The following is a 21,934-nucleotide window of genomic DNA, read 5'->3' as shown; positions in this document are numbered from 1 at the left end:
ATTATGTCAACATTATTAATCGATCTCGAAAGCTATGAGCTTACCCAAGAGGAAGTCGAATTACTGGCACACCCTTTGGTGGCGGGGCTTATTTTGTTTACTCGTAATTTTTACGATCGTCAGCAAATTCAACATCTTATTTCATCTGTCCGTCAGCGTGTGAAAAAACCACTATTGATTACGGTAGACCAAGAAGGGGGACGGGTACAACGTTTCCGAGAGGGTTTCACTCAATTACCGGCAATGCAAGCGTTTGCGGCTTTATCTAAAAATCCTCAGCAACAGCAGGTTTGGGCATATGAAGCTGGTTGGCAAATGGCGGCAGAAATGATAGCCCTTGATATTGATTTAAGCTTTGCGCCCGTTTTAGATTTAGGCCATGAATGTCGTGCTATTGGCGACCGGAGTTTTTCAAATAACGTTAAAAGTGCGGTTAATTTAGCCGGTGTTTTCATTGATGGTATGCATCAAGCCGGCATGGCAACAACCGGTAAACATTTTCCCGGGCATGGTCATGTGTTAGCGGACTCTCACTTAGAAACCCCGTATGATGAAAGACCTCGGGATGAGATTTTCAGCCAAGATATTCAACCTTTCCAACAATTAATTCAACAGGGAAAATTAGATGCCATTATGCCCGCCCATGTGATTTATTCACAATGTGATAGCCAACCGGCAAGCGGCTCGGAGTACTGGTTAAAAAATATTTTACGATCACAATTACATTTCAACGGTGCGATTTTTTCCGATGATCTTGGCATGAAAGGGGCGGGATTTATGGGCAATTTTGTTGAACGAAGTGAAAAAGCCTTAAATGCCGGTTGTGATTTATTATTACTTTGTAACGAGCGGGAAGGCGTGATTCAAGTTCTTGATCATTTAACATTAACAGAAACCCAATCACATTTTGCTCAGCGACAAGCTCGTTTAAGCACTCTATTTAAAAAGAAATCCCTCACTTGGGAAGCATTGACGAAAAGCGCACGTTGGTTAAAAAATCATGAAAAACTGACCGCATTTCAGCAAGAATGGTTAGCGCAAAAAGTATGATTTGTCATCATTATCAAAAGGGAGATTGTCGCTCTTGCCAATGGCTTGAAATGCCTTATGAGCGACAACTTTCTGAAAAGACAGTCCATCTTAAAAATCAGCTTTCTTATTTAAACTGCGAAAAGTTAGTTTGGTTCCCGCCTTTTCAATCTTCACAAACAGCATTTCGTAATAAAGCCAAAATGGCGGTGAGTGGCGCGGTAGAACGGCCGATTTTTGCTCATCCTCAAGGTGTCGTGGATCTATGCGACTGCCCTTTATATCCTACGCAGTTTAAAAGGATTTTTCCGATTATTAAGGATTTTATCGGACGAGCCGGTTTAGTCCCCTATAACGTAGAAAAACGAAAAGGCGAACTAAAATATATTTTTCTAACAGAAAGCCGTGCAACAGGAAAATTGATGTTACGGTTTGTACTGCGTTCTGAAAGTAAGCTACATCTCATCCGTCGTGAACTTGAAGCGCTTTTAGCAAAGCTTCCACAGCTTGAAGTGGTAAGTATTAACTTACAGCCTCAGCACGCCGCTATTTTGGAAGGTGAAGAAGAAATTTTTTTAACAAAACAACAGCATTTGCAAGAAAATTTTAACGATGTGCCACTTTTTATCCGCCCTCAAGGTTTTTTTCAAACCAATCCAAGGGTGGCGGCAGGGCTTTATGCCACAGCCCAACAGTGGATCACTTCATTACCTATCATGAGAGTTTGGGATTTATTTTGTGGTGTAGGCGGCTTCGGCTTGCATTGCGCTAAAGCTTTACAAGAAGTCAAATCCCATCCTATTGAACTGACAGGAATTGAAATTTCTCCCTCTGCAATTTTGGCGGCCAAAATGTCTGCCCAAGCATTGGGTATGGAAAAAATAACCTTTCAATCTTTAGATGCACCCAATTTTGCGTTAAATCAACATGAAAATAAGCCTGATTTAGTCATTGTTAATCCACCACGTCGTGGCATTGGTCAAAAATTAAGTGAATTTCTCAATGAAATGCAACCTCACTTTATTTTATATTCTAGTTGCAATGCCGTTTCGATGGGCAAAGATTTAGCACACCTAACACATTATCAACCAACGAAAATCCAGCTTTTTGATATGTTTCCGAACACCGCACATTATGAAGTTCTACTACTGTTAGAATGTATCAAAAGCGAGAAAACCAGTGCTTATAAAACAACACAAAAATAGCCAAATCACGATGCTGTATGAATTATCGTACTTTCTAGCGCAATCCTGAAAAGGCTAATCTGAATTAAGAAATAAAATTTCTACTTACTGATGCTTTAGGTAAGAATGGAAAATTAAAAATTGAGTGACAACTTTAATGATTATTTTAAGTGAAGTGGTGGGTCGTGAAGGATTCGAACCTTCGACCAACGGATTAAAAGTCCGCTGCTCTACCGACTGAGCTAACGACCCAAATATAGGATTTTAAAGGAGTTTTTATAAAATTGAGATTTTATAAAATGGTGCCCGAAGCCAGACTTGAACTGGCACGCCTCGAAAGGCGAGGGATTTTAAATCCCTTGTGTCTACCGATTCCACCACTCGGGCAAATTGGAGCGGGAAACGAGGCTCGAACTCGCGACCCCGACCTTGGCAAGGTCGTGCTCTACCAACTGAGCTATTCCCGCATAGCTATCGTTAAATAGCGAGGCGTATTTTACTGATTTATGACATAGTGTCAAACGAAAATAGTAAAAAAGCGATTAATTGATTAAAAATAACTCAAAAAAAGTGCGGTTGAAATTAACCGCACTTTATAAGATTTCAATTATTTATTTGGTGTTTGCATAAATCGGAAGAAATCACTATTAGGTTTTAAGATCATCATATTATCCGAATTAGCAAAACTCGTTTCATAGGCTTTTAGGCTACGCACAAAACTAAAGAACTGTGGATGTTGCGAGAAAGCATCAGAATAAAGTTTTGCCGCTGTCGCATCCCCCGAACCTCGTAATTCTTGTGCAGTTTTATTGGCATTTGCCAAAATCAAGGTAACTTTACGATCCACATCAGCTTGGATAAATGCCGCTTTTTCTTTACCTTGTGAACGATGTTCACGCGCCACCGCATCTCGCTCTGCCCGCATACGTTGGTAAATGGAAGAAGAAACCTCATCCGGTAAATTAATTTGTTTCACACGAACATCAACTACTTCAATACCGAGTTCAGCCGTACTATCCTGCCCTGAATTTAAGGCTTTTTTCGCTCCCTCCATCAGCTCTCCACGAGTACCTGAAACGATATCTTTAATGGTGCGTGTACCGATTTCCGAACGTAAACGGTCATTGACTTTACGGCTTAATAAACTAGCGGCTTGACTATAATCGCCCCCACCGGTTGAAGTATAGAAACGACCAAAATCGCTGATTTTCCATTTCACATAGGAATCCACCAATAAGTCTTTTTTCTCTACGGTAACAAAACGGGTTGCTGAACCATCGAGTGTGCGGATACGGGCATCCAACACTTTAATGCTATCAATGAGCGGGATTTTAAAATGTAGCCCCGGCTCATACACGACAACTTTATTATCCGCATCACGTTGCACTTTGTTAAAACGCAACATAATACCTCTCGTGCCTTCTGTGACCACAACGATACTCGAATAAATCACCGCCACGATAACCAAAATAACGGGGAATAAAAATTTACGCATTAGTTAAATCTCCCTTGGCGAACCGGCTCAACCTTGTTAGAGTGAGTGAGGTTGGGTTGAGTAAGGTTGGATTGCGTTTCTGATGGTGCTAAAACAGGGGTAGAATTGACCGCACTTTGCGATTTATTCTGTTCCATTTTTTTCCCCATAATTTGTTCAAGAGGTAATACGGTCAAATTGTTACCATGATTTCCATCTAACATCACTTTCGGGGTATTCGCCATCACTTTTTCCATCGTTTGAATATACAAACGCTCGCGTAATAACTCCGGTGAAGCTTTAAATTCCGGTAATAAACGTTGTAAACGCTCTACTTCCCCTTGCGCATCCAATACAATTCGGTCTTTGTAAGCCGTTGCTTCTTCCACAATACGCTGTGCATCACCACGAGCAATAGGCTCTTTTTCACGGGCGTAAGCTTCCGCCTCACGGATAAAGCGTTGTTCGTCTTCCTGCGCTTTAATGGCATCATCAAAGGCGTCTTTCACCTCTTCCGGTGGGCGTGCAGACTGGAAGTTCACGTCAATCACCTCGATCCCCATATCATAAGGTTTGATGATCTCATTTAAGGCTTTCCAAGTATTTTCACGCACGACCGCACGACCGGTAGTGAGAATATCGTCCATTGTCATATGGCCGACAACATAGCGTAACGCACTATCTGTTGCTTGATTTAAACTATCATCCGCATTGGTAACGCTGAAACGATATTTTGCCGGATCTTGCACACGATATTGCACCGTCATTTCGACTTTCACCATATTTTCATCTTGAGTGAGCATTGCACCTTGGGTTCTCAGCTCTTTCACTTGTTCGACATTAACCGGTAAAACTTTATCCACAAAAGTCGGTTTCCAGTTTAAACCCGGTTGAACAATGGAATGTAGCTCACCAAAACGTAATACAACGCCTCGTTCTGCTTCTTTAATGGTATAAAAACCGCTCGCTCCCCAAACAATCACGCCTAATACAGCCGCAATAGGGAGGGCTTTATTAACGTTGAATGGAACAGAAGAAGGCGAATTACCACCGCCATTATGTTGACCGCTTTTTTTATTCTTTCCACCACCTAGTTTTTTTAACAGATTATTAAAAATCTCTTCAATATCCGGTGGGGATTGTTCTTGATTACCACGATTTTGGTTTGAATCCCATCCGTTATTTGATGAGTTTTCGGGCTTTTGCTCATTGCTCTGCCCCGGCTTGCCCCAAGGATCTTGCCCTGAACCATTTTGCGACATGTCTTTCTCCATTTGTCAAAAAATTGTGACGAGTTTATCGAAATAATGGGGGTTCGTCTATTAAAATACAAGGGATTTCCGTAAGAAAAATCCTTGAATATTTTCAAGCACTTTTAGCTTTCATTGACCTGATAACGAATGATTTTTGAAGGTTTTTTCGGCACTAAAACGCCCCCCTCCCAACAGAAAAACTGCACTTGATTTTGCCGTTGATTGGTAAAAGCAGCGAAATAAAAAGGAAAGGCTTCGCTAAAAAAAAGTTCTCCGGGTGGGCAATGTTGAGAAAAAATTTTTTGTTCGTAAGGTAAATGGCGAACTTCCGATAACTTTACAATCCCCACACCTTGGGATTTCAATACGGCCTCACGCAAACACCAACTGCGATAAAAGGCACTTTCGGCATTTGTCTGTTGCTCAAACCATGCCATTTCCTCTTGAGGTGCAAAATGTGCCATCAGTGCAGGAAAGTCCCGAGATTTGGGGACTTCAATGTCAATGCCGACCACATTTGGTTTTTCAGGATTTATCGCCAATATCACGGCGACCCAGTCTGCGGAATGGCTAATATTAAAGTCTATCCTCTCATGAGGAAAATAAGGGCGTCCGCTTTCTGTACGCGAAATATGGCCAAGCAGTGCGGTGTCTTTCCCAGCCCTTTTTAACAATTGCCATAATAAAAAATGGGCTAATTGACGACATTGATGACGTTGCTGTACCCGCTCATGCTGAGCATTAAATGTCAGTAATTTTTCAGGAACCTGTTCAATAGGGATGTCGTGAAAAGGATAAGGTTGGTGAATATTCGCGTAAGCAATGAAAGTTGTCATAAGCAAGTGTGGAAAAGTGCGGTCAAAATTAACCGCACTTTTTGTTATTTTGACATGATGTCCTGTTATTTCAACAAATAAGCACGCAATTGCGCAAAATCATTGTCCATTTCATCAGAAAGCAATGGCAATTTGTTGTGTTTATCCAAAGCTTCGGGTAACGGCAATTCAAGATTGAGAATTCGCTCAACGGATTCTTTAAATTTTGCCGGATGTGCGGTGCAAAGGAAAATACCGGTTTCTCCCGCCTGAAGTTTATCTTTTAACAGCTGATAAGCAATTGCACCATGTGGTTCGCAAATATAACCGGTTTTGTGCATCGCTTTTAAGGTGTCTTCTGTTTGTGCATCGGTGAGCATGCCTGAGTCTAATTCGGCTAAACGCCAGCCATTACGTTTGAATAATTCTTCCACTCGTGGCCAGTTGTTTGGACGGCTGACATCCATTGCATTAGAAAGGGTTGCAACGGTGGCTTTCGGCGCCCATTCGCCGGATTGGAGATAACGAGGCACTGTATCATTCGCATTGGTTGATGCGACAAAACGTTTGATCGGTAAACCTAAGGTTTTGGCAATTAATCCTGCGGTTAAATTACCAAAATTGCCACTTGGCACGGAAACCACAACATTATCACGTTTTTCTTTTGGCAATTGGGCCACCGCTTCAAAATAATAACAAACTTGTGCAAGTAAACGGCTGATATTGATGGAGTTGGCTGAATTTAATCCAATTGCCTCACGCAATTTTGCATCATCAAAGGCTTGTTTTACCAATGCCTGACAGGCATCGAAATCACCATTAATGGCAACAGTGCGGATATTTCCCCCAAGGGTACAGAACAATTTTTCTTGTAGTGGGCTGATTTTTCCTTTTGGATATAAAATCACCACATTAATATTTTCTAATCCGTAAAAAGCATGGGCAACAGCAGCACCGGTATCGCCTGAGGTCGCCGTTAAAATGGTGATTTTGCCATCACCTCGCACTGCAGCCAAAGCTTGTGCCATAAAACGCCCGCCAAAGTCTTTAAACGCCAATGTCGGCCCATGGAAAAGTTCTAAAGCATAAATATCTTCTTCTACTTTTTGCAACGGTGCAGGGAAAGTGAAGGCATTTTTCACCATGGCATTGAGAGTTTCCGCTGGAATTTCATCACCAATGATAGCAGAAAGAATTTTTTGGCTGCGTTCGACTAACGGAAGATCCAATAATTCGTTGATATTGGAAAGTTGCGGAATGATTTCCGGAAAGAATAAACCTTGATCTTTTCCAAGCCCTTGGCGTACTGCTTGGGCAAAATTAACTTGTTCTTCCGAGTGTTTAATATTGTATAGCTTCATAATTAATCCATTTTTAAATTGACTATTTCGTTCTATGGTTCAAGTAAAATGATAAAAGTGCGGTTCATTTTACGGCGTTTTTGGTATAAAAGACGTTAACCACACTTTTATGCGCTGATTAGCTAATCTCTCTTGCGCCCTCATTATCCACCTTGCATACATGAACAAATCCCTCATTATTTTGCAAATAATGATGTTCAAGATAAGTAGCAAGTTTGGTTGCTGTTTGTAAATCAGAAGCAATGGAGAAGATGGTCGGGCCTGAGCCTGAAATGCCGGTAGCAAGCGCCCCTAAATCACGGGTTGCCTGTTTGACCTCCGCAAAATTAGGCAATAATGATTCACGATAAGGTTCAGCAATCACATCTTTCATCATCATCGCCGCTAAGTTTTCTTGGCGGGTGTGGCAGGCATGAACAAAACCACCTAAATGGCGACCATGGGCAATCACATCTTGTCGTGTATAACTTTTAGGGAGAATCGCACGGGCTTCGGCAGTAGAAACCTCAATTCCCGGGTAAGCCAAAACCCAATACCAATTGTCAAAAAACGGCAGTTTTTGACAAATATTACCGAGGGATTGCACCATAAATTGCACGCCGCCAAGATAGCAAGGCGCAACGTTATCATAGTGAATAGAGCCCGAAATGCGCCCTTCCAATTCCCCCATCATTTCAAGCAATTCCATTTTGGAAAAAGGCTCATCATGGAATCGGTTTAATGCCACTAATGCTGCCACAATAGAGCAAGCGCTAGAACCTAAGCCTGAGCCTATCGGCATATTTTTTTCAAGCGTTAAACGTAACGGCTTGATGTTTCTACCACGCAACTTTAATTGCTCACTGAATAAAACATAGGCTTGATAAACAATGTTTTTTTGCGGTTCTTTAGATAATTTACGGACAAAATAGCCTGCGCTTTCCAATTCAAACCCACTGGCAATGGATTCAATTTGAATCACATCACCCAATAATGAACCATTAATAGGGGAAATTGCCGCCCCTAGCGTGTCAAAGCCGACACTGATGTTTGCGCTGGATGCAGGTGCATAAATTCGTAACATCATCCATCCTCATTAGTGTTGTAATGTTCTTAAAATATCAGCGAAGATACCGGCAGCAGTGACTGCATTACCCGCACCGTAACCGCGTAATAATAATGGAATCGGCTGATAATAGCGAGTGTAGAACGCCAAGGCATTTTCACCGTCTTTCACTTTATAAAGCGGGTTGTTTTGATCAACCGCAACAATGGAAACTTTGCATTTCCCTTCATTAATTTGTCCCACATAGCGCAATACCTTTCCTTCCGCTTTCGCCGCCTCCACACGAGCTTTAAAATCAGCATCAAGTTGTGGCAGCATTGCCATAAATTCATTAGCCGATTTCCCCTCTGAGAAACCTTGTGGCAACACGCCTTCCACTTCCACATCGGAAAGTTCTAATTCTAATCCGGCTTCACGGGCAAGAATAAGGAGTTTACGAGCCACATCTTGACCGGATAAATCATCACGGGGATCCGGTTCGGTGAAACCTTTTTCTCGGGCAAGAGCGGTCACCTCCGATAAAGAAAATCCCTCTTCCAATTTACCAAAAATAAAAGATAGTGAGCCGGATAAAATCCCTTCAAAACGCTCTAACTCATCACCGGCAGCAAGAAGATTTTGTAAGTTTTCAATCACCGGTAAACCCGCGCCCACATTGGTTTCATATAAAAACTTATGCTGACTTGCCTGCGCATTTTTGCGTAATTCGTGATAATAGGTAAGATCCCTTGTATTGGCTTTTTTATTCGGTGTTACAACGTGAAAGCCTTCTTTTAGAGCACGAGCATAAAGCCCCGCAACGGATTCGGCAGAGGTGCAATCAACAAAGACAGGATTGACCACATGATGCAGTTTAATGAATGAAAGTAAAACATCAAAGTCAGAAGGCTGAGTTGCATTTTCAAGATCGGTTTTCCAATTTTCTAAATTTAACCCGTTTTCATTGAGCAGCATTTTATTGGAGTTGGCAATAGCGCAAATGCGAATTTCAATGTCCTTCTTCGCTAAGTACTCCTTTTGGCGCTTTACCTGCTCTATCAACTCGCCACCGACACCGCCAACGCCGACCAAAAACATATCCACCACTTTTTTATTATTAAAAAGGGCTTGGTGCGTGGCTTTCACTGCTTCAATAGCTTTATTTTGTGGCACGACAGCAGAAATAGAGCGTTCGCTCGAACCCTGTGCAATAGCAACAATGCTGATATTCGCTTGGGCTAATGCAGAGAAGAAACGGGCGGCAATCCCTTTTGCCTCTTTCATTCCATCGCCTACCACAGAGATAATGGATAAATCTTTAATCACTTCAATCGGTTCTAATTGCTGAGCCGCCAGTTCGTGAGAAAATTCATTCTCAAGCACCGCTTTCGCGGCTTCTGAAGATTTCACCGGCACACAGAAACTGATGCTGTACTCAGAGGAAGATTGGGTAATTAAAATCACAGAAATACCGGCACTCGACATCGCTGAAAAGACACGAGCCGCCATACCGACCATACCTTGCATTCCCGGGCCGGAAACATTAAACATCGCCAAATTATCTAAATTGGTGATCCCTTTTACCTGCAAATCTTCTGATTTCACATTGCCGTCAATGATCGAACCCGGTGCTGAAGGGTTACCGGTATTTTTGATCACACAAGGAATATTTTGTGGCAATAATGGGCCAATAGTACGAGGGTGAATTACTTTTGCCCCAAAATAAGAAAGCTCCATGGCTTCACGATAAGAAAGGGTTGGCAATAATCGTGCATCCGGCACTAAACGGGGATCACAGGTATAAACACCGTCCACATCCGTCCAAATTTCACATACCCTTGCATTCAAACAAGCTGCTAAACAAGCCGCAGAATAATCCGATCCATTACGGCCTAATAACACCAGTTCTCCTTTCTCATTACCCGCAGTAAAGCCTGCCATTAATACCACTTTATCTTTTGCAATACTTGCTGCATTAACCCGTTTTGTGGATTCGGCAATTTCAACGGAGGATTCTAAATACCCCCCTTTTGCCAATAATTGTTTGACCGGATCTACAATATGTACACTGTACCCCCGGGCTTCAAACCAAGCTTTCATCATCGCAATAGAGAGTTTTTCCCCCCGACAATCAATAGTGGCTTTCACTGCATCCTCAACTTTACCGGCTTGGCGAATTTCTTCCAACAAGCCTTTAATTTGAGCAAATTCCGCATCAATCAGTGCTTTTGTACCAGCTAAGTCAAATTGATTATTTTCTGCATGTAAGCCATTAATAATATGATAGAAAATATCGAGTGCTTCGTTGAAATGCGTGTCGGTGGGTTGATTTAATGCGGCTTTTTCAGAGAGGGCAACAAGGTGATTGGTAATTTTTGCCGGAGCGGATAAAACGCCTGCAGCCTGCTCTTCCAAATGGGCTTGTTCAATCAGCTTGGCTGCCTGAGAAAAACGTTCAGGATTCGCAAGCGAAGTGCCGCCAAATTTGAGTACGCGCATATTAATTCTCCTAAAGATGTTGTATTTTTAAAATTGATAAAAAAACCCGCATTCAGTTGAATTGCGGGTTTTCGGTATCCTATTTTCTATGCATTAACAACCCGCACCATTAAACATCGTAATGGTCATCATAATAATGGTCGTGCGGTTAAAAGTGCGGTGGTTTTTCATGGTGTTTTTGCGTTCAAAACGAATGTGCTAGAAATACTGAAATTTCCTTAACTTGTCAAACAGAAAATGATAATTCACCGGAAATTTTCTTGTTCGCTTAAATTTCGTGTAAACTAACCGCACTTTGAACAAGGAGAATTGAATGGATATTCAACATCATTTACAACACATTCAACAAACGATTCACCGCCTATGCGATCACGCTCAACGGCCTGCAAATTCAGTAAAGTTATTGGCGGTGTCTAAAACTAAACCGGTGTCCGATATTCTTACGGCTTATCAAGCAGGACAAATCGCTTTCGGTGAAAATTATGTGCAAGAAGGTGTAGAGAAAATTCAATATTTTGAGGCGCAAGGCATCGCACTGGAATGGCATTTTATCGGCCCTTTGCAATCCAATAAAAGCCGATTGGTTGCGACACATTTCGATTGGATGCAAACCCTTGATAGAGCCAAAATCGCCCAACGATTGAATGAACAACGCCCCGCCAATAAAGCCCCATTAAATGTGTTAATTCAAATTAATATTAGTGATGAAGAAAGTAAATCCGGTATTGCGCCTGAAGCCATGCTTGAGCTTGCAAAACAAATCGAAAATTTACCGCACTTACGGCTGCGTGGATTAATGGCTATTCCAGCCCCAACCACAGAGATTGCCGAACAAGAAAAAAGCTTTAAAAAAATGGCAGCGTTATTTGAACAGCTCAAACAAGCCTTTCCACATCAGCCAATCGATACCCTTTCTATGGGAATGAGCGAGGATATGCCCAGTGCCATAAAATGTGGTTCAACAATGGTACGCATCGGTACTGCCATTTTTGGTGAACGGGATTATTCGGCAAAATAGAAAAACTTCCAAAAAAATAACCGCACTTTGGTGCGGTTATTTCTATCAACTCATGATTATTTCTTGCCTAACTGTGGCAACACAGAATTGTTAGTTGATGCAAGCAAACCCGTTTCGGCATAGATCCCCAATTTGCCACGGGTGTCGGCAACATCGAGATTACGCATGGTTAATTGACCGATACGATCAATTGGGTCGAATGGTGCATCTTCCACTTTTTCCATACTTAAACGTTCCGCTTCATAGGTTAAATTCGGCGATTCCGTATTTAAAATAGTGAAATCATTGCCACGGCGTAATTCTAAGGTTACCGTGCCGGTAATGGCCTTTGCTACCCAACGCTGTGCCGTTTCACGCAACATTAAGGCTTGCGGATCAAACCAGCGACCTTGATACAATAAACGGCCTAAACGCAAACCGTTAATGCGATATTGCTCAATGGTGTCTTCATTATGGATACCGGTCACTAAACGCTCATAAGCGATATGTAATAATGCCATTCCCGGTGCTTCATAAATACCACGGGATTTCGCTTCAATAATACGGTTTTCGATTTGGTCTGACATCCCTAAACCATGACGGCCACCAATGCGGTTCGCCTCTTGCATCATTTCGACTGAATCATCAAAGCGTTGTCCGTTTAACGCTACCGGTACGCCTTCTTCAAAGGTTACGGTGACGGTTTCCGGTTTGATTTCAACACTTTCATCCCAAAACGCAACACCCATGATAGGTTTAACGATCTTCATCCCAGTGCTTAATTCTTCCAAATCTTTCGCTTCGTGGGTCGCACCTAGCATGTTGGAATCCGTTGAATAGGCTTTTTCAACGGACATTTTGTAGTCAAATCCGTTCTCAATTAAGAATTGTGACATTTCTAAACGGCCACCTAATTCGTGAATAAACTGATCGTCCAACCAAGGTTTATAAATTTTTAATTTTGGATTAGTTAATAAACCATAGCGATAAAAACGCTCGATATCATTACCTTTGAAGGTAGAACCGTCACCCCAAATATTCACATCATCTTCTTTCATTGCGGCAACAAGCATCGTACCGGTTACCGCACGCCCAAGGGGAGTCGTATTAAAGTAAGGAATACCGCCTGTTGAAATATGAAATGCACCACACTGAATTGCCGCAATCCCTTCATGCACAAGCTGTGCACGGCAATCAATTAAACGGGCATTTTCAGCCCCATAAGCCATGGCTTTTTTAGGGATCGCATTATAATCCTCTTCATCAGGCTGACCTAAATTCGCTGTGTAAGCATAAGGCACGGCCCCTTTTTGACGCATCCAAAGTAATGCCGCACTGGTATCTAACCCCCCAGAGAAAGCAATACCGACTTTTTGACCTTTTGGTAAACTTTGTAAAATCGTATTTGACATATTTTTCCTTACTTGATGTTATTTTGAATATTTAATCATTTTAAATGAATAAAAACTCGCAAAAATATAACCGCACTTTTTTCATTTGTCCAGTGCTTTCCGAATTTAACGATGTATTTTTCTCATCCCTTTGCATCATAAAAATCCCTGCTTTCTCGAGCAGGGATTTCTCGCATTATTGTGTCAACAGATCCAAGGCTTCTTGGTATTTCGCAACCGTTTTTTCAATCACATCGGCAGGGACTTTCGGTGCAGGGGGTTGTTTGTTCCAACCACTGTTTTCTAACCAGTCACGCACAAATTGCTTATCAAAAGAAGGGGGATTTGTTCCTTCTTGATAAGTTTCAACGGACCAAAAACGGCTGGAATCCGGCGTAAGCACTTCATCCATTAACGTTAGCGTGCCGTTTTCGTCTAAACCGAATTCAAACTTCGTATCACAAATAATAATGCCTTTAGTGAGCGCATACTCCGCTGCGGCGGTATAAAGTGCAATGGCCTTTTCTTTCACTTGTGCGGCCAAATCTACGCCAATTAATTTTTCACATTCTTCATAGCTAATATTGATATCGTGGTTTCCCACTTCTTCTTTGCTTGAAGGGGTAAAAATAGGTTTGGGCAATTTGCTTGCTTCCACCAATCCTTCCGGCAATTTCAAACCGCAAATCGTACCGGTTTGTTGGTAATCCTTTAACCCGCTTCCGGTTAAATAACCACGCACGATGGATTCGATTTTAATCGGATTCAAACGCTTGCAAACCACCGCTCTGTCCTTCACAAAATCGGCTTCTTCCTTTGGCAACACATCATAAACGGAATCGCCTGTGAAATGATTGGGCATAATGTGTGCTAATTTGTTAAACCAAAAGTTTGAAATTTGTGTCAGGATTTCACCTTTTCGTGGAATGGGATCATCTAAAATCACATCAAAGGCGGAAAGACGATCTGTGGCGACCATCAACATTCGCTTATCATCAATTTCATAAAGATCACGTACTTTGCCGGAGTAGATTTTTTTCAGACTGAGAATTTGTTGTGTCATGGTTTGCACCTTTTTATTGCGATAAAAAAATCGGCGCACATTGTACCTCACTTTTTAAGCAAACGTTTGCTATTTTTGAAAAAATAATGAAATTCGCTGAATTTGCCAATTTAATTTGAGCAAAATGCCAAAATCAGCGAGAATAGCGGACATTTTTTACCAACAAGAGAAGATCATGACTTATCCTCAAGAAGTGAATAAACGCAGAACATTTGCGATTATTTCCCACCCCGATGCGGGTAAAACCACGATTACCGAAAAAGTGCTTTTATATGGTAATGCCATTCAAACCGCCGGTTCTGTAAAAGGCAAAGGCGCGACAGCACACGCCAAATCCGACTGGATGGAAATGGAAAAGCAACGGGGTATTTCAATTACTACCTCTGTGATGCAATTTCCTTATAATGACTGCTTGGTAAACTTACTCGACACCCCAGGACACGAGGATTTCTCTGAAGATACCTACCGCACCTTAACGGCAGTGGACAGCTGCCTGATGGTGATTGACGCAGCCAAAGGGGTTGAGGAACGGACAATTAAATTAATGGAAGTCACCCGCCTGCGTGATACGCCGATTATCACCTTTATGAATAAACTGGACCGTGATATTCGTGACCCCATGGAATTATTGGACGAGGTGGAAAATGTGCTGCAAATTCGTTGTGCGCCTATCACTTGGCCAATCGGCTGCGGTAAATTGTTTAAAGGTGTTTATCATCTCAGCAAAGACGAAACCTATTTATATCAATCAGGGCAAGGTTCAACCATTCAAGAAGTGCGTATTGTAAAAGGCTTGAATAATCCAGAACTGGATGCGGCAGTCGGCGATGATTTAGCTCAACAATTACGAGATGAACTGGAATTAGTGCAAGGGGCAAGCAATGAGTTTGAATATGATGCCTTTATCAAAGGTGAGTTAACCCCTGTCTTTTTTGGAACAGCACTGGGCAATTTCGGTGTGGATCACTTCCTTGACGGTTTAACAGAATGGGCGCCTAAACCACAGGCTCGCCAAGCAGATACCCGCACGGTGGAAAGCTCAGAAGAAAAATTTACCGGTTTTGTGTTCAAAATCCAAGCCAATATGGATCCAAAACACCGAGACCGTGTCGCCTTTATGCGTGTGGTATCCGGCAAATATGAAAAAGGAATGAAATTAAAGCACGTTCGTATCGGTAAAGATGTAGTGATCTCCGATGCCTTAACCTTTATGGCAGGCGATCGCTCACATGCAGAAGAAGCCTATGCCGGCGATATTATCGGTTTGCATAACCATGGCACAATCCAAATTGGCGATACCTTCACCCAAGGCGAAAATCTAAAATTTACGGGTATTCCAAACTTTGCGCCTGAACTTTTCCGCCGAATTCGCCTGAAAGATCCCCTCAAACAAAAGCAGCTATTAAAAGGGTTAGTGCAACTTTCCGAAGAAGGTGCTGTGCAGGTGTTCCGTCCACTTATCAATAATGATTTAATCGTAGGTGCGGTGGGCGTATTGCAATTTGATGTGGTCGTTTCCCGCCTGAAAACAGAATACAATGTAGAAGCCATTTACGAAAATGTGAACGTGGCAACTGCACGTTGGGTTGAATGTAGCGATGGCAAAAAATTTGAAGAATTTAAACGTAAAAACGAGCAAAATTTAGCCTTAGACGGCGGTGATAATCTCACTTATATCGCCCCAACTATGGTGAATTTAAATTTAGCTCAAGAACGTTATCCTGACGTAGCGTTTTTCAAAACCCGTGAACACTAAAAAAGCGGTCAATTTTGACCGCTCTTTTCATATTACATTTTCTCTTTTTTCATTTCTTCTTTCATCATACTGTCAGATTTCATTTTCATGTCCTCTTTCATCATGCTGTCAGACTTCATTTTCATCTCATCTTTCATCATGCTGTCAGACTTCATTTTCATCTCCTCTTTCATCATGCTGTCGGATTTCATTGACATCTCTTTTTCACAACCCATTTTATCTTTTGAGCAATCTGCTGACATTGATGAGGCATAAGCACTACTTCCCAATAATACCGCCATACTGATAAATGCGCTTTTTAAGGTAATATTTTTCATTTTTAGTTTCCTCTTATAAGTGATACATTATTTTTCGAACGAAGTTAATTCATTCATTGATGTTAGACGAGGAAATTTTTCATTTCTTACAAATTTTTTAAAGGAATAACAATGCCTAATCAAATTTCTGAAAAGGAATTGTATGCCATTCGGCAGCAGATGCTGAAATTTGCAAAATTACAATTACACCACCATGAACTCGCTGAAGATCTTGTGCAAGAAGCCTTTTTAAGTGCATTTAAAAATATCACTCATTTTAAACGGGAGGCGGCATTTAAAACCTGGATGTTTGCTATTCTGAAAAATAAAATTATTGATTATTTCCGCCAGAAAGGACGATTGGTGTTAGAAAGTGAAATAGAAGAGGAAGAGGCACCCAATACCTTCTTTGATGAAGCCGGCCATTGGAACTTAGCTTATACCCCCAACTGTTTAAAGGATAATGAAGAAAAAGTGTATGCCGAAGAATTTTGGTTGATTTTTGAAACCTGTCTCACTTGCCTACCCGCTCAGCAAGCCCGAATTTTTATGATGCGTGAATTCTTAGACTTATCATCCGATGAGATTTGTCAAGAAATGCAGTTAACCACATCCAATTTACATACCACCCTTTATCGTGCCCGTTTACAACTACAACATTGTCTTTCCCGAAAATTATAAGGAGCCGCTATGCGTTGCCGTCAAGCGACAAAAATCATATCCGATTCTCATGAACGTCCGCTCAATTTACAAGAAAAGATCGGTTTACGTCTTCATTTAATGACCTGCTCCCATTGCCGTCATTTTAGACAAAATTGTGATGAACTAAGCCAATTAATGAAGGCATTTGCAAAAAATTCAAAAAATAACAAATAGGCGTTTATTTGCCCTAAAAAATCATTCAAAAATGACCGCACTTTTGGTGAATAGCCCGTTTTTTGCTATACTCGCACGCCATTTATTATTGAATAAAAAAGGAAAACCCAATGGAACACATGCCGACTTGCCCAAAATGCCAAGGTGAATATGTTTATCATGATTCAGTCAATTTCGTTTGCCCGGACTGCGGCTATGAATGGAACGGCACAGAAACAGTGGAAGTCGATGATGATCAACTTATTGTGAAAGACAGCAATGGCAACTTGCTTTCTGACGGTGATGATGTGCTTTTAATTAAAGATCTCAAATTAAAAGGCTCATCAGAAGTGTTGAAAAAAGGCACAAAATTCAAAAACATCCGTTTAGCCAAAGGCGATCACAACGTGGATTGTGGCAAGATTATGTTGAAATCCGAGTTTTTGAAAAAGGCATAGTAAGCATCACTAATTGATACCGCTAGAGCCATTATCTATAAAAAAACCTGCTTTTGAAATCACATTCAAAGCAGGTTTTTTATTGATTGAGTTCATTTTTAGCCGGTGTCGAATGATAAGTTCACCTTATTCGATTTTAGCCATCAATTATTAACATACTATATTTACAATTCCCACACAGGCAATGCCACTAAATCTCCAGATAACCATAATTTTTGTGGATATAAATTGATAATCACCCCATTACCAACCTGAATTTCCTCACTTGGTAAGTTTTCTTTCAAAAAACCAAAAGATTTTGCCATTTTTTTATCTGGCGATGCAGAAGTTTTTATTTCCACTGGATAAAGTGTGCGATCATATTCTATCAAGAGATCAATTTCTTTTTGGTTAGTATCCCGATAAAAGTAAATCGGTGGCTCAAGGCCATTGTTATAAAAAGATTTGATCACTTCACTCATAACGAAGGTTTCAAAAAATTGACCTCTTTTTGCTCCTTGAGAAATCGTTTCAGGTGTAAGCCATTTTGTGAGCCACGCCATCAATCCTGTATCAAGCATATAAACTTTAGGCGTTTTTACCACTCGTTTAAGATGATTATTGCTGTAGGGTTTAAGCAAATAAATGATCCCCGAGGTTTCAAGAATCGCTGTCCAACGTTTAATCGTATCAAGGGATACACCAACTTCTTGTGCTACATTGCTATAATTGAGCAATTCTCCACTTCGAGCAGCAATAGCGACCATAAAACGAGTGAAATCACTGAGGTTATTGATATGAGTTAAGCTACGAACATCCCGTTCAATGTAAGTAGATACATAGGATGCATAATAAATATCCCAGTTCGTTTCCTGTTCATAAAGACGTGGCATATAGCCCTGATGGATGATTTTCCAAATATTTTCAATGGGTTTTGAATACTTTTCTCGTTCGTTAAGATAATCTAAATGAGGAATAAAGGGAGGATAAAAATCCACCTGCTGAATTTCCCGTAGAGAAAAACCTTGCAGTTTCAGCACAGCAATCCGGCCCGCTAAGGTTTCTGTGACATTTTGCATTAACTGGAAAGCTTGCGATCCCGACAACAAAAATAACCCGTTTGTTTTTTGTGTATCAATCGCTAATTTAAGACTTGAAAAAAGCGCTGGCGCATATTGCACCTCATCCAAAATCAGTTTTCCTTTGTGATTTAACATAAACAAAGTAGGATCATTTCTTGCCATAGAAAGCAATATGGGATCATCAAAACTCACATAGTGATAATCTTTGCCAATATGTTGTAAAAGAGTAGATTTTCCTACCTGTCTTGGGCCGGTAACTAAAACTGCAGGAAACTGCTTCATTAAACTTTGCAATAAAGATTGCATTTGACGAATATAAAAAGACATAAAATTAAGTTTATTCTAAGATATGATCGTAGATTAAACTCATTTTTTAATCAAAAGTAAAGAAAAATCCAGTTTAATCTACGACAAAATCGTAAATTAAACTGGATTTAAGATAATAAAAAGTGCGGTTATCTCAAAATTTACTGAAATATTTAACCGCACTTTTTGCTCTTAATTTTCTTTCGGGGAGCTTGGTTTTCTCCGTTTTCCAATATTTTTCGTATCCTTGTGTCGCAATTTCACCTTTTTCTTTGCCGCTTCTTTTTTCTTTTCTTCGCGTTTGGTTTTAATGCGGGCTTTTTGTTTTTTCGTCACCGATTTAATTTCGCCGTCTTTCGGTGGTTTGGTGCGGGGTTCTAAGCCTTCCAAAATTCGCGCCTTTAGGATTTCTTCTGTATAACGCTTAATTTTGCCGAGTAATTTATAGTCATGCGCTTCCACAAAAGAAACTGCCGTCCCTTTTTTGCCTGCTCGAGCGGTGCGTCCAATACGATGTAGATAAGTGTCTGCACTGTATGGCAGATCGAAATTCATCACATGGCTAACATCATCAATGTCAATACCACGCGCTGCCACATCGGTTGCCACTAACACCGTTACCACATCTGATTTTAATTTATCAATGGCATGATTACGCTGGGTTTGTGCCATTTCCCCCTCCAAATAGGTGGAGCGAATTCCCCGCTTGCGTAAAATTTCTGCCAGCTCTCGTGCCGCTTCACGGCGGCGTACGAACACCACACCACGATGGACATTTTCTATTTCGATAAAACGTGCTAATAATTTCACTTTGTGTTCATAACTGTCAGCGTGGTAATACCACTGATTGATTTTCTTCCGCTCACGGCGGCTGGGTTCTGCGTCCACTTTTACGGGGTCATTAAGTAAACGTTCGGCAAAATCTACCAACAACTCGCCTTCAAGGGTGGCAGAAAACAAGAGGGTTTGTTTACGCCAACGGGTTTCCGCTGCAATTTTTTCCGCATCTTGCCCAAATCCCATTTGTAACATTCTGTCGGCTTCATCAAAAATGAGGATTTCCACCGAACGACAATCAAAATTTTCTTCCTGAATATACTGTAATAAGCGCCCCGGTGTGGCCACCACCAAATCTTGATTGGTGTTAAATACTTCGCCGTGATTTTGATACGCCACACCACCGGTAATAGTGGCGATCTTTAAATGGGTAAATTGCGCCAATTCTTCTGCCTGTTGCGATACCTGCATAGCTAATTCTCGGGTGGGCGTTAATACCAAAATTCTCGGTGGGCCCGGCTTACGGCGTGGATAATCAAGCAAATGTTGCAATGCAGGCAATAGAAATGCTGCGGTTTTTCCTGTTCCGGTTGGGGCAGAACCTAACACATCACGGGCTTCCATTGCCGCCGGTATCGCATTTAATTGGATTGCTGTTGGGCGTGAGTAGCCTTTTTTTTCAAGGGCTTGAAGAAGCTCAGGGGAAAGATCGAATTGCTCAAATTGGGGAAAATTCATTATTGTACGGTTCTTTGTTAAAATTGGGCGAATTATACCTGAAAAGCCCCGAAACGCCTAAAAATAAACGGGAAAGTGCGGTCAATTTAAGAGATATTTATGAGTCGTTTCACCTTTAAACAATTCCATATTAATCAACAACATTGTGCCATGAAAGTGGGCACAGACAGCATTTTATTGGGCGCTTGGGCGGATGTTGAGCAAGCTAAAAAGGTGTTAGATATGGGTTGTGGTAGCGGTCTGTTAGCTTTAATGCTCGCACAACGAAGTTCAGCAGATTGTTTCATTTCTGCGGTGGAATTAGACCCTAATGCCGCCCAACAAGCACGAGAGAATATTGCCCATTCCCCTTGGCTGGAACGTATTAATCTGATTCAAACAGATGTGCGAGATTTTTTGCATACCACCTCCGAAACCTTTGATCTCATCGTAGCTAACCCGCCTTATTTTGAACAAGGCGTGGAATGTAAAAACGAAGAACGCTCACTCGCCCGTTATACCAAACAAAGTCATTTAGATTGGCTGAACTGGGCGGCTGAACGTTTATCTGAAAAGGGAAAAATCAGTTTTGTTCTGCCCTATGAAGCGGCAAAAAACCTCGAAAAACTGACCGCACTTTATTGCCTCAAACAAACGGAGATCATCACGAAAATCGGCAAATCGCCACAAAGAATGCTCATCACCTTCTCCAAACAATCACAGCCATTTGTGCATGATAAAATTGTGATTTACGATGAGGAAAACCGTTATACCAAGGAATTTATTGAATTAACCAAGGACTTTTATTTGAAATTTTAATGATAAAGGCAACCCTAAATTAGAGTTGCCTTTTTCTTTGTCAATAGAGAAATATTGCGCTTATTTTGTCAGCTTCGTCCAGTTGTAATAACCGTAGAGGGAGTTCAGTAAATAGGCACTATACATTAAATACATTGCCGGTGTTTCTGCCCATAGAATAATAGAAAGTACATTCAGCACAATCCACAAAAGCCATTGTTCACGATAACGTAAAATCATCAACAACTGGGCTGCCACTACAATAATGGTGGTGAGCCCGTCTAACCCTGTTGAGCTTCCGCCCGCTGCCTGTAAGGCTTGTACAAATAACAGTGTGCCAATCCCGATAAACAGTGCAAGAGCAACCCAACCTTTTGGGCTGAGCGCTTTTGCTATCACGCTGTCACCGCCATTGTCATTTTGTAGATTGTTTTTCCACATGAAATAGCCGATAAATTGTGCCGGTAAATAGACGTAAAGCACGGTATTCATTTCACCTAGGAAATTTTGTCCCCATGCCACATAAAAATAGCTATAAGCAAAAATCAAACCGAAGAAATAATTGCTGATTTTTCCTTTACTCACCAATACCACGCATAAAATGCCTGAAATACCGGAAATCATGGCTAACAATGAATCCGGTGCTTGCACATACGCCCAAATTTGCGCCACAATAAACACGACAAGCCACAGGACTTCAAAAGGTTTCCAACCGGATAAAAATTCACGTTTAAGACGTTCAGACCAATCCATTTTTTACTCCATAATAACGAAAAATCGCACCATTTTTACACCGCACTTTGGCAAAGTAAAGCATAGA

At 41.2% G+C, this 21,934-nt stretch carries 20 protein-coding genes and 3 tRNA genes; 8 read left to right on the top strand and 15 right to left on the bottom strand.

Features of this window, described 5'->3' with window-relative positions:
* Nucleotides 1-3: 3 nt before the first annotated feature.
* Complete coding sequence (gene nagZ / locus BKK48_RS07410; protein WP_077427490.1) at nucleotides 4-1,050, top strand: beta-N-acetylhexosaminidase; 1,047 nt, start codon at nucleotides 4-6, stop codon at nucleotides 1,048-1,050.
* Entirely contained in the window at nucleotides 1,047-2,234 is a 1,188-nt protein-coding gene (rlmC, locus tag BKK48_RS07405) for a 23S rRNA (uracil(747)-C(5))-methyltransferase RlmC (RefSeq protein ID WP_077427489.1), read from the top strand. Before nagZ ends, rlmC begins: the two co-directional genes overlap by 4 nt.
* A 155-nt stretch (nucleotides 2,235-2,389) precedes the next feature.
* Here the strand turns inward: rlmC and BKK48_RS07400 are convergent.
* From BKK48_RS07400 to thrA, 9 genes are all read right to left on the bottom strand, one after another.
* Nucleotides 2,390-2,465, bottom strand: a tRNA-Lys gene (locus BKK48_RS07400).
* Between the two features lie 48 nt (nucleotides 2,466-2,513).
* A tRNA-Leu gene (locus BKK48_RS07395) sits at nucleotides 2,514-2,600 on the bottom strand.
* 4 nt (nucleotides 2,601-2,604) lie between these two features.
* Nucleotides 2,605-2,680: transfer RNA gene (locus tag BKK48_RS07390), tRNA-Gly, on the bottom strand.
* Nucleotides 2,681-2,820: 140 nt separating this feature from the next.
* Entirely contained in the window at nucleotides 2,821-3,708 is an 888-nt protein-coding gene (hflC, locus tag BKK48_RS07385) for a protease modulator HflC (protein WP_077427488.1), read from the bottom strand.
* Nucleotides 3,708-4,949, bottom strand: coding sequence for an FtsH protease activity modulator HflK (hflK, locus tag BKK48_RS07380; protein ID WP_077427487.1), 1,242 nt, complete (start codon nucleotides 4,947-4,949; stop codon nucleotides 3,708-3,710). Before hflK ends, hflC begins: the two co-directional genes overlap by 1 nt.
* Before the next feature lie 113 nt (nucleotides 4,950-5,062).
* Entirely contained in the window at nucleotides 5,063-5,776 is a 714-nt protein-coding gene (locus tag BKK48_RS07375) for a 4'-phosphopantetheinyl transferase family protein (protein WP_077427486.1), read from the bottom strand.
* Between the two features lie 65 nt (nucleotides 5,777-5,841).
* Nucleotides 5,842-7,116 (bottom strand): threonine synthase, encoded by a 1,275-nt coding sequence (gene thrC, locus BKK48_RS07370; RefSeq protein ID WP_077427485.1) that lies wholly within the window; start codon nucleotides 7,114-7,116, stop codon nucleotides 5,842-5,844.
* 118 nt (nucleotides 7,117-7,234) lie between these two features.
* Complete coding sequence (gene thrB / locus BKK48_RS07365) at nucleotides 7,235-8,179, bottom strand: homoserine kinase (protein ID WP_077427484.1); 945 nt, start codon at nucleotides 8,177-8,179, stop codon at nucleotides 7,235-7,237.
* A gap of 12 nt (nucleotides 8,180-8,191) precedes the next feature.
* A complete protein-coding gene (gene thrA / locus BKK48_RS07360) occupies nucleotides 8,192-10,639 on the bottom strand; it encodes a bifunctional aspartate kinase/homoserine dehydrogenase I (RefSeq protein WP_077427483.1) in 2,448 nt (815 codons plus the stop codon).
* Nucleotides 10,640-10,952: 313 nt separating this feature from the next.
* Here thrA and BKK48_RS07355 point away from each other — a divergent pair, with 313 nt between their 5' ends.
* Nucleotides 10,953-11,657 carry a YggS family pyridoxal phosphate-dependent enzyme gene (locus BKK48_RS07355; RefSeq protein WP_077427482.1) on the top strand — a complete coding sequence of 235 codons (705 nt, stop codon included), beginning with the start codon at nucleotides 10,953-10,955 and terminating at the stop codon, nucleotides 11,655-11,657.
* A gap of 56 nt (nucleotides 11,658-11,713) precedes the next feature.
* Here BKK48_RS07355 and argG read toward each other — a convergent pair whose 3' ends face one another.
* Together argG and BKK48_RS07345 are read right to left on the bottom strand one after the other, a co-directional pair.
* The gene (gene argG, locus BKK48_RS07350) at nucleotides 11,714-13,048 is read right to left on the bottom strand and encodes an argininosuccinate synthase (RefSeq protein WP_077427481.1); all 1,335 of its coding nucleotides are present in this window, start codon (nucleotides 13,046-13,048) and stop codon (nucleotides 11,714-11,716) included.
* 175 nt (nucleotides 13,049-13,223) lie between these two features.
* Nucleotides 13,224-14,090: a phosphoribosylaminoimidazolesuccinocarboxamide synthase gene (locus BKK48_RS07345; protein WP_077427480.1), complete on the bottom strand. Its 867-nt coding sequence runs from the start codon at nucleotides 14,088-14,090 to the stop codon at nucleotides 13,224-13,226.
* A gap of 175 nt (nucleotides 14,091-14,265) precedes the next feature.
* Between BKK48_RS07345 and prfC the strand changes: the two genes are divergently transcribed.
* Complete coding sequence (gene prfC, locus BKK48_RS07340) at nucleotides 14,266-15,846, top strand: peptide chain release factor 3 (RefSeq protein WP_077427479.1); 1,581 nt, start codon at nucleotides 14,266-14,268, stop codon at nucleotides 15,844-15,846.
* A 32-nt stretch (nucleotides 15,847-15,878) separates the two neighbouring features.
* On the opposite strand, the gene BKK48_RS07335 is transcribed toward prfC, so the two are convergent.
* On the bottom strand, nucleotides 15,879-16,163 hold the full coding sequence (locus BKK48_RS07335; RefSeq protein ID WP_077427478.1) for a hypothetical protein: 285 nt from the start codon (nucleotides 16,161-16,163) through the stop codon (nucleotides 15,879-15,881).
* A 111-nt stretch (nucleotides 16,164-16,274) separates the two neighbouring features.
* On the opposite strand from BKK48_RS07335, the gene BKK48_RS07330 reads away from it, so the two are divergent.
* The 3 genes from BKK48_RS07330 to BKK48_RS07320 all read left to right on the top strand — a co-directional run bounded on the left by BKK48_RS07330 (nucleotide 16,275) and on the right by BKK48_RS07320 (nucleotide 17,455).
* Nucleotides 16,275-16,823, top strand: coding sequence for a sigma-70 family RNA polymerase sigma factor (locus tag BKK48_RS07330; protein ID WP_077427477.1), 549 nt, complete (start codon nucleotides 16,275-16,277; stop codon nucleotides 16,821-16,823).
* A 9-nt stretch (nucleotides 16,824-16,832) separates the two neighbouring features.
* Entirely contained in the window at nucleotides 16,833-17,018 is a 186-nt protein-coding gene (locus BKK48_RS07325; protein WP_077427476.1) for a zf-HC2 domain-containing protein, read from the top strand.
* Between the two features lie 110 nt (nucleotides 17,019-17,128).
* Complete coding sequence (locus BKK48_RS07320) at nucleotides 17,129-17,455, top strand: zinc ribbon domain-containing protein YjdM (RefSeq protein WP_077427475.1); 327 nt, start codon at nucleotides 17,129-17,131, stop codon at nucleotides 17,453-17,455.
* A 164-nt stretch (nucleotides 17,456-17,619) separates the two neighbouring features.
* Here the strand turns inward: BKK48_RS07320 and BKK48_RS07315 are convergent, their stop codons facing one another.
* Complete coding sequence (locus BKK48_RS07315; protein ID WP_077427474.1) at nucleotides 17,620-18,843, bottom strand: ATP-binding protein; 1,224 nt, start codon at nucleotides 18,841-18,843, stop codon at nucleotides 17,620-17,622.
* A 171-nt stretch (nucleotides 18,844-19,014) separates the two neighbouring features.
* Nucleotides 19,015-20,337 (bottom strand): ATP-dependent RNA helicase SrmB, encoded by a 1,323-nt coding sequence (srmB, locus tag BKK48_RS07310; protein ID WP_077427473.1) that lies wholly within the window; start codon nucleotides 20,335-20,337, stop codon nucleotides 19,015-19,017.
* 99 nt (nucleotides 20,338-20,436) lie between these two features.
* Here srmB and BKK48_RS07305 point away from each other — a divergent pair, with 99 nt between their 5' ends.
* Nucleotides 20,437-21,135: a tRNA1(Val) (adenine(37)-N6)-methyltransferase gene (locus BKK48_RS07305; protein WP_077427472.1), complete on the top strand. Its 699-nt coding sequence runs from the start codon at nucleotides 20,437-20,439 to the stop codon at nucleotides 21,133-21,135.
* A gap of 60 nt (nucleotides 21,136-21,195) precedes the next feature.
* On the opposite strand, the gene pnuC is transcribed toward BKK48_RS07305, so the two are convergent.
* A complete protein-coding gene (gene pnuC / locus BKK48_RS07300) occupies nucleotides 21,196-21,867 on the bottom strand; it encodes a nicotinamide riboside transporter PnuC (RefSeq protein ID WP_077427471.1) in 672 nt (223 codons plus the stop codon).
* Nucleotides 21,868-21,934: the final 67 nt, after the last annotated feature.

Source organism: Rodentibacter heidelbergensis, assembly GCF_002000125.1.
GTDB classification, from domain to species: Bacteria; Pseudomonadota; Gammaproteobacteria; order Enterobacterales; family Pasteurellaceae; genus Rodentibacter; species Rodentibacter heidelbergensis.
The sequence above is the reverse complement of the archived record's forward strand: the minus strand, read 5'-3'. Positions and strand labels throughout refer to the sequence as shown.